The 5,586-nt window shown below is 40.6% G+C and carries 5 protein-coding genes and 1 pseudogene; 4 read left to right on the top strand and 2 right to left on the bottom strand.

Annotated features, from left to right (window positions below):
* Window positions 1–18: 18 nt before the first annotated feature.
* Together KGF65_RS16255 and KGF65_RS16250 are read left to right on the top strand one after the other, a co-directional pair.
* Window positions 19–1,173, top strand: a complete 1,155-nt coding sequence (locus tag KGF65_RS16255; protein WP_065675018.1) for a cation:proton antiporter — start codon at window positions 19–21, stop codon at window positions 1,171–1,173.
* A 122-nt stretch (window positions 1,174–1,295) separates the two neighbouring features.
* Window positions 1,296–2,864, top strand: a complete 1,569-nt coding sequence (locus KGF65_RS16250) for a ClC family H(+)/Cl(-) exchange transporter (protein WP_087509189.1) — start codon at window positions 1,296–1,298, stop codon at window positions 2,862–2,864.
* 336 nt (window positions 2,865–3,200) lie between these two features.
* On the opposite strand, the gene KGF65_RS17350 is transcribed toward KGF65_RS16250, so the two are convergent.
* Together KGF65_RS17350 and KGF65_RS17455 are read right to left on the bottom strand one after the other, a co-directional pair.
* A complete protein-coding gene (locus tag KGF65_RS17350) occupies window positions 3,201–3,263 on the bottom strand; it encodes a putative holin-like toxin (RefSeq protein WP_222843308.1) in 63 nt (20 codons plus the stop codon).
* A 212-nt stretch (window positions 3,264–3,475) separates the two neighbouring features.
* Window positions 3,476–3,577: pseudogene (locus KGF65_RS17455) on the bottom strand (restriction endonuclease subunit S); the annotation flags it as partial.
* A 95-nt stretch (window positions 3,578–3,672) separates the two neighbouring features.
* Here KGF65_RS17455 and KGF65_RS16240 point away from each other — a divergent pair.
* The gene (locus tag KGF65_RS16240; RefSeq protein ID WP_056986401.1) at window positions 3,673–4,593 is read left to right on the top strand and encodes an IS30-like element ISLsa1 family transposase; all 921 of its coding nucleotides are present in this window, start codon (window positions 3,673–3,675) and stop codon (window positions 4,591–4,593) included.
* 293 nt (window positions 4,594–4,886) lie between these two features.
* Window positions 4,887–5,498: a recombinase family protein gene (locus tag KGF65_RS16235; protein ID WP_064578708.1), complete on the top strand. Its 612-nt coding sequence runs from the start codon at window positions 4,887–4,889 to the stop codon at window positions 5,496–5,498.
* Window positions 5,499–5,586: the final 88 nt, after the last annotated feature.

The following is a 5,586-nucleotide window of genomic DNA, read 5'->3' as shown; positions in this document are numbered from 1 at the left end:
GTATGAGGAGGTTTTTGTTTGGAATTTTTAGGTACCTTGGTGATCATCTTGATTGCAACTAGTCTATTTGGCCATCTAGCCTCTAGGGTTGGTATCCCAGCAGTGATCGGTCAATTATTTGTTGGAATTATTCTTGGCCCTGCGTTGTTGAATTGGGTTCGCGCCAATGATTTTATCCATATTTTTTCAGAGATTGGGGTTATCATCTTAATGTTTATCGCCGGACTTGAGAGTGATCTTACATTGCTTAAAAAATATTTGCGTCCTAGCATAATTGTCGCGTTGTTAGGAGTTTTGATTCCAATGGTACTGATCTATCCAGTTGGTATTGTTTTTGGCTTGACACAATTTGAAAGCTTGTTTTTGAGCGTTATTTTTGCCGCAACGTCGGTTTCAATTTCAGTTGCTGTCATGAAAGAACTAAATTTACTTGATAGTAAGAGCGGTTCAACAGTCCTCGGTGCCGCGGTGGTTGACGATGTGCTAGCTGTCGTTTTACTTAGCATTATGGTCAGTTTAATAGGTACAAAGGCTGGTACGGATACCCAGATACCGCTAGCTCTGACTTTTTTAGAGCAGCTAATTTACTTTGCCGCAATTTATTTCGTGATGCGTTTTATCGCCCCTCTCCTCGCTAGACTAGGCACCAAATTATTGAATCCAGTGGGACCTACTATAATGGCGATGATTTTGTGTTTTGGTATGGCATATATTGCAAATCTGATTGGACTGAGTGCAGTAATTGGGGCCTTTTTTGCAGGAATTGCGATTGCACAAACTCATGTAGCTCATGAAGTTGATCAAAGTATCGAACCAATCGGTTATGCGATTTTCATTCCTGTATTCTTCGTTTCAATTGGTTTAAGTATGTCACTAGCTGGCATAGAACACGATTTGTTATTAATTATCGTATTGACAATTGTGGCAACACTTACGAAACTATTAGGAGCGGGGAGTGGGGCTAAATGGGCCGGATTCAGTCCGAATGAAGCTTACCTCGTTGGTGCAGGGATGGTCTCGCGTGGGGAAATGGCCTTGATTATCGCTCAAATAGGCTACCAATCCAAACTAATCAGTGATGATTACTATTCGGCAATTATCACTGCCATTATCCTAACAACGTTATTAGCACCATTACTACTCAAACATGCGGCTCGTCATATAAACTACTAAAACATTTTAGCGGTATGACACCCCTTCTCTGTGAAAAATAACTACTAGATTTCATCGAGATATTGCCTAGTTTAATTAAGTACTAAATTATATAATATTGGTTATAATGGAGGATTAGTTATTTGATACAGCTTGTAAAAGAAAAATTTGACGTTACTCGTTTGCGATTTGTTTTACTCGGCCTGCTTGTGGGTTTAATGAGTGGCACCGTTGTTAGCTTATTTCGCTATTGTATTGAGATAGGGCTGCACTATAGTCGATTGGTATATAGATACTTACGAATCGCGCCGTTTGTTTGGTGGGAATGGGCATTGTTGATAGGCATCAACCTTGGTTTAGCGTTAATTGTGGCTCGACTTCTCAAGAGAGAACCTTATATCGCTGGTTCTGGAATTCCGCAAGTTGAAGGTCAATTGGCTGGTGAATTGGAAATGCACTGGTGGTCAATTCTTTGGCGAAAATTTATCGGTGGTATTCTGGCATTGGGACCTGGATTATTTCTCGGACGAGAAGGACCAGCGATTCAATTAAGTGCGTCAGTTGGTCAAGGTTTCGCTTCTGAGTTTAAGTTATCAGGAACTGATCGCCGACTACTAATTGCATCAGGCGCCGCTGCTGGATTAGCAGCAGCGTTTAATGCCCCCATTGCTGGAACTCTATTTGTCTTAGAAGAGATTTACCATAATTTTTCACCGCTGGTTTGGTTAACAGCATTAGCCGGAGCAATTGGTTCAAATTTTATTTCGCTGAATGTTTTCGGACTTGTTCCCGTGTTACATTTAAGTTATTCACGTAGTTTACCAGTATCAAATTATTGGCACTTAATTTTACTCGGCATTGTTTTGGGATTATTTGGTTACTTATATCAACGGGTCTTGTTAGTTATGCCTAGGTGGTATCATCAATTGACACATTTGCCACGCCCAATACAAGGTATCGTACCATTTCTGCTGGTAATTTTAGTTGGTTACTTTTCGCCAAATTTACTCGGTGGTGGTAATGGCTTAATTTTGGGATTTGGCCAGCATGTTCCACCTTTGTTTGTACTAATTGCAATTTTTATTATACGATTCGTCTTTTCAATGATTTCATATGGTTCCGGATTACCTGGCGGTATTTTCTTGCCGATTCTTTCTTTAGGTGCTGTGATTGGTGCGGTTTATGGCGTCTTAATGAATCAATTAGGATTATTATCGCATGTCTATATCATGAACCTAATCATTTTTTCCATGGCCGGTTACTTTGCTGGAATCGGAAAAGCTCCCTTCACAGCTATCTTGCTGGTAACAGAAATGGTTGGCAATTTAACACATTTAATGCCATTAGCAGTCATATCGTTAACTGCTTACCTTGTTGTTGATTTATTAGGCGGTGCACCAATCTATGAAGCATTGCTTAAGCAGATGACAATGCCTAAAACTGTTCAGCAACTTCATCGACCTGATCATTTGGAAATACCGGTTTTCTTTGGCAGTCCCTTAAACGGCAAAATGGTCCGAGACATGCCATGGCCTAAAGAAGCACTGCTCATTGGAATCCGGCGTGGCGAACAAGAAGTGATTCCACATGGTGACACCTTGATTCATGAAGGTGATACGTTAGTACTGTTAACTGATACAACCCAACGACCCCAAGTTAAACAACGGATTGATGCATTATTAGCAACCTTAGAAAAAAAGCACCAAGACTAAGTTAATAGGTAAATTGGTTTATCATAATGGTAGGTATCAGATTAAGTGGGTCCGTTGGCAGACATAAACATATTGGAAAACTATATACAAATACGGTGAAGTACGAAAAACGCTGAAACAGAATTAGTTGAACCTATTTTGAAAAATACAAAGATAAATAATATGCCGAAAATGCCTTGCTACCCAATTTTTCATAGTCATGCTATAATGTAGACAGAAAAGGAAGCCTTGCGCTAACAAGACTTCCTACGCAAGCCGCTTCAAAGGCGGTGGCGAAGTTAATAAGACAGCATTAAGCTACCTTGTAACCTACCAAAGTTACGCAGGGCGGCTTTTTTATTTGTGGTGCTTGTCGATATAGCTGAGTAGCGCGATTAAAAACGTGCCAAACAGCAACATCAACGAGAGTGCCTGGAAGACGCTCATTGACTGTGAAACCTTCCTGAAGATTATTCCATGTTCCCATGGGCCTCACCTCACAAGGGAAAAGACAGCCACCGCCCTTAAACCTTCCTGCGTAATCTATTATACAGGTGAATTAAGTATTGACCAAGCACAATAAAAATAGATCATGGAGTTTCATGGGATCCTAAATTTGATCAAATTAAGAATCAGCAAAACATCTTTTGTAGATACCCTTTTTTGAGTTCCTGGAGTTTTTCAAGCTTACGCTGATGAAGAGCTATAGTATCGTCTAGCTGTTTGAAAAAGGCAAATTCTATAATTAATCCGAACAGAAATTAAAAAGCCCAGAGCAATCACTTACAATGGTAGTAGCTAATTCCAACCAATATAGGGAGTGATTACTTTGGGTACATCTACTTTATCACGTTTTCAACGTGGCGCACTAGCACAACTGGTCAATGAGGGAAATAAATCTTACCAAGTAATGGCTGACGCCTTAGGCGTCGCCAAAGCTACGATTAGCTATGAGTTGGACCGGGTTAAACCTTATGATCCAGAATTAGCTCAGCAAGATGCAGATCGCAAAAGGCGGAATTGCGGTCGTCGTTCGATGCTGACGGCAGCATTAGCGACTTTAATTACCAATCACTTACGATTAACCTGGTCACCAGAAACCATTGCGGCCGCTTATAACTTGAGCACTGCGTCAATTTATAATTGGCTTAATCGTGGCTGGCTCCCCTTCAAATTAACTGATCTACCCAATCGGAATGTCCGCCAGCACCGAGTGAGCGAAAATCGTGGGAAATTTACAAGTGGGACTTCCATCGAACAACGGCCAACAACTGTTAATCAACGGTTAGCTTTTGGTCATTGGGAAGTAGATACGGTGCTTTCTAGTCGAAGTGAGCCACGATCATGTCTGGTTACATTCGTAGAACGTAAGACCCGACTTCTATGGGCCATCAAAGCCCCTAATAGAACGGCTAAGGCTCTAAACACCGCCTTTGGCAAGTTTATGGGGGCCTTCGGTCCCCAAGTAAAATCCATTACTGTTGATCATGGTAAAGAGTTTGCCAATTATCAGGCCTTAGAACAGGATTATCAGATCAAAGTTTATTTTTGCCATCCATATTCACCATGGGAGCGAGGTTCCAATGAATATTTTAATAGACGGTTACGCTGGTTCTTCCCGAAAAAGACCAATTTTAGCCAAGTAACGACTGATGAGATCCTAGCAGCACTTGAACTAATTAATCAACGACCATTAAAAATACATCATCAACAGACTGCCATTGAAAGATTCCGGGCTTGTTCGGATTAAACTTGTAATTTGCCAACTGAAAAATTAATTTTACCTTGACCCAGTTACCTGGTGTGCATCAAATAAGTAGTGATTGAGCACCAAACGAAAAGATTTATTAGATTAATAAGTAAAGCAAACCCCTGAGTTGGAGTAAATCCAAACTCAGGGGTTTTACTGGTCTAACTGTTTTTCAGACCATTCTCTGTAAACTGCATCTGGCCACTAGGGTATATCCTAGTGGCCTTTCTTGTTTCTGTGCTATACTAGGAATTACAAGTGTTCATTAGAGCTGTCCAAAATGAGAGCTAAAAATGGCTAAAATCGGTTATGCTCGCGTGAGTTCCAAGGAGCAACATTTAGATCGACAGTTAGCGGCTTTAAAAGACGTTGATAAATTATTTACGGATAAATTAAGTGGGGCTAACATTAATCGGCCAGAACTGCAAAAGATGCTGGCCTATATTCGTGAGGGTGATATTGTCCTGGTCACTGAATTAGATCGCTTAGGCAGAAACAACCAGGATTTAACCCAGATCATGAACACCATTCAAAATAAGGGAGCAACCCTAGATGTGTTGAATTTGCCGTCCATGACAGGGATTGCTGACCCAAATTTACGTCAACTGATGACCAACTTGATTATTGAACTCTATAAGTATCAGGCCGAAAGTGAACGTAAGCGAATCATTGAGCGCCAGCAGCAAGGGATTGCCTTAGCTAAGCAGCAGGGTAAATATCATGGGCGTAAACCCCAATACACCCAAGACGATCCCCGCTTGCAACATGCTTTTAAACTTTATCAGGCAGGCATGAGTGATGTCGATGTTGCCCGTAATACAGGAATTAAACGGACAACCTTTATAAGGTATCGAAAGAAATTTAATGTTAAGGTAGATTGTAAATTAAGAGCTTCTTTAAAGTGATTTCATTATGATGTATATGGCATAGTTGCTTTTCTTCGTGTTTAGGCTTACTATTTTGCAGTGCTATATTTCAATAATTAGCGTTGGA

Origin of the sequence: Lactiplantibacillus sp. 30.2.29, assembly GCF_018991255.1 — a bacterium.
GTDB lineage: Bacteria > Bacillota > Bacilli > Lactobacillales > Lactobacillaceae > Lactiplantibacillus > Lactiplantibacillus pentosus.
This window is presented reverse-complemented; position numbering and strand designations above follow the sequence as displayed.

What these genes read in the sequence shown, in the direction of transcription:
- KGF65_RS16235 (WP_064578708.1), top strand. Translation starts at nt 4,887, where the DNA reads ATGGCTAAAATCGGTTATGCTCGCGTGAGTTCCAAGGAGCAACATTTA.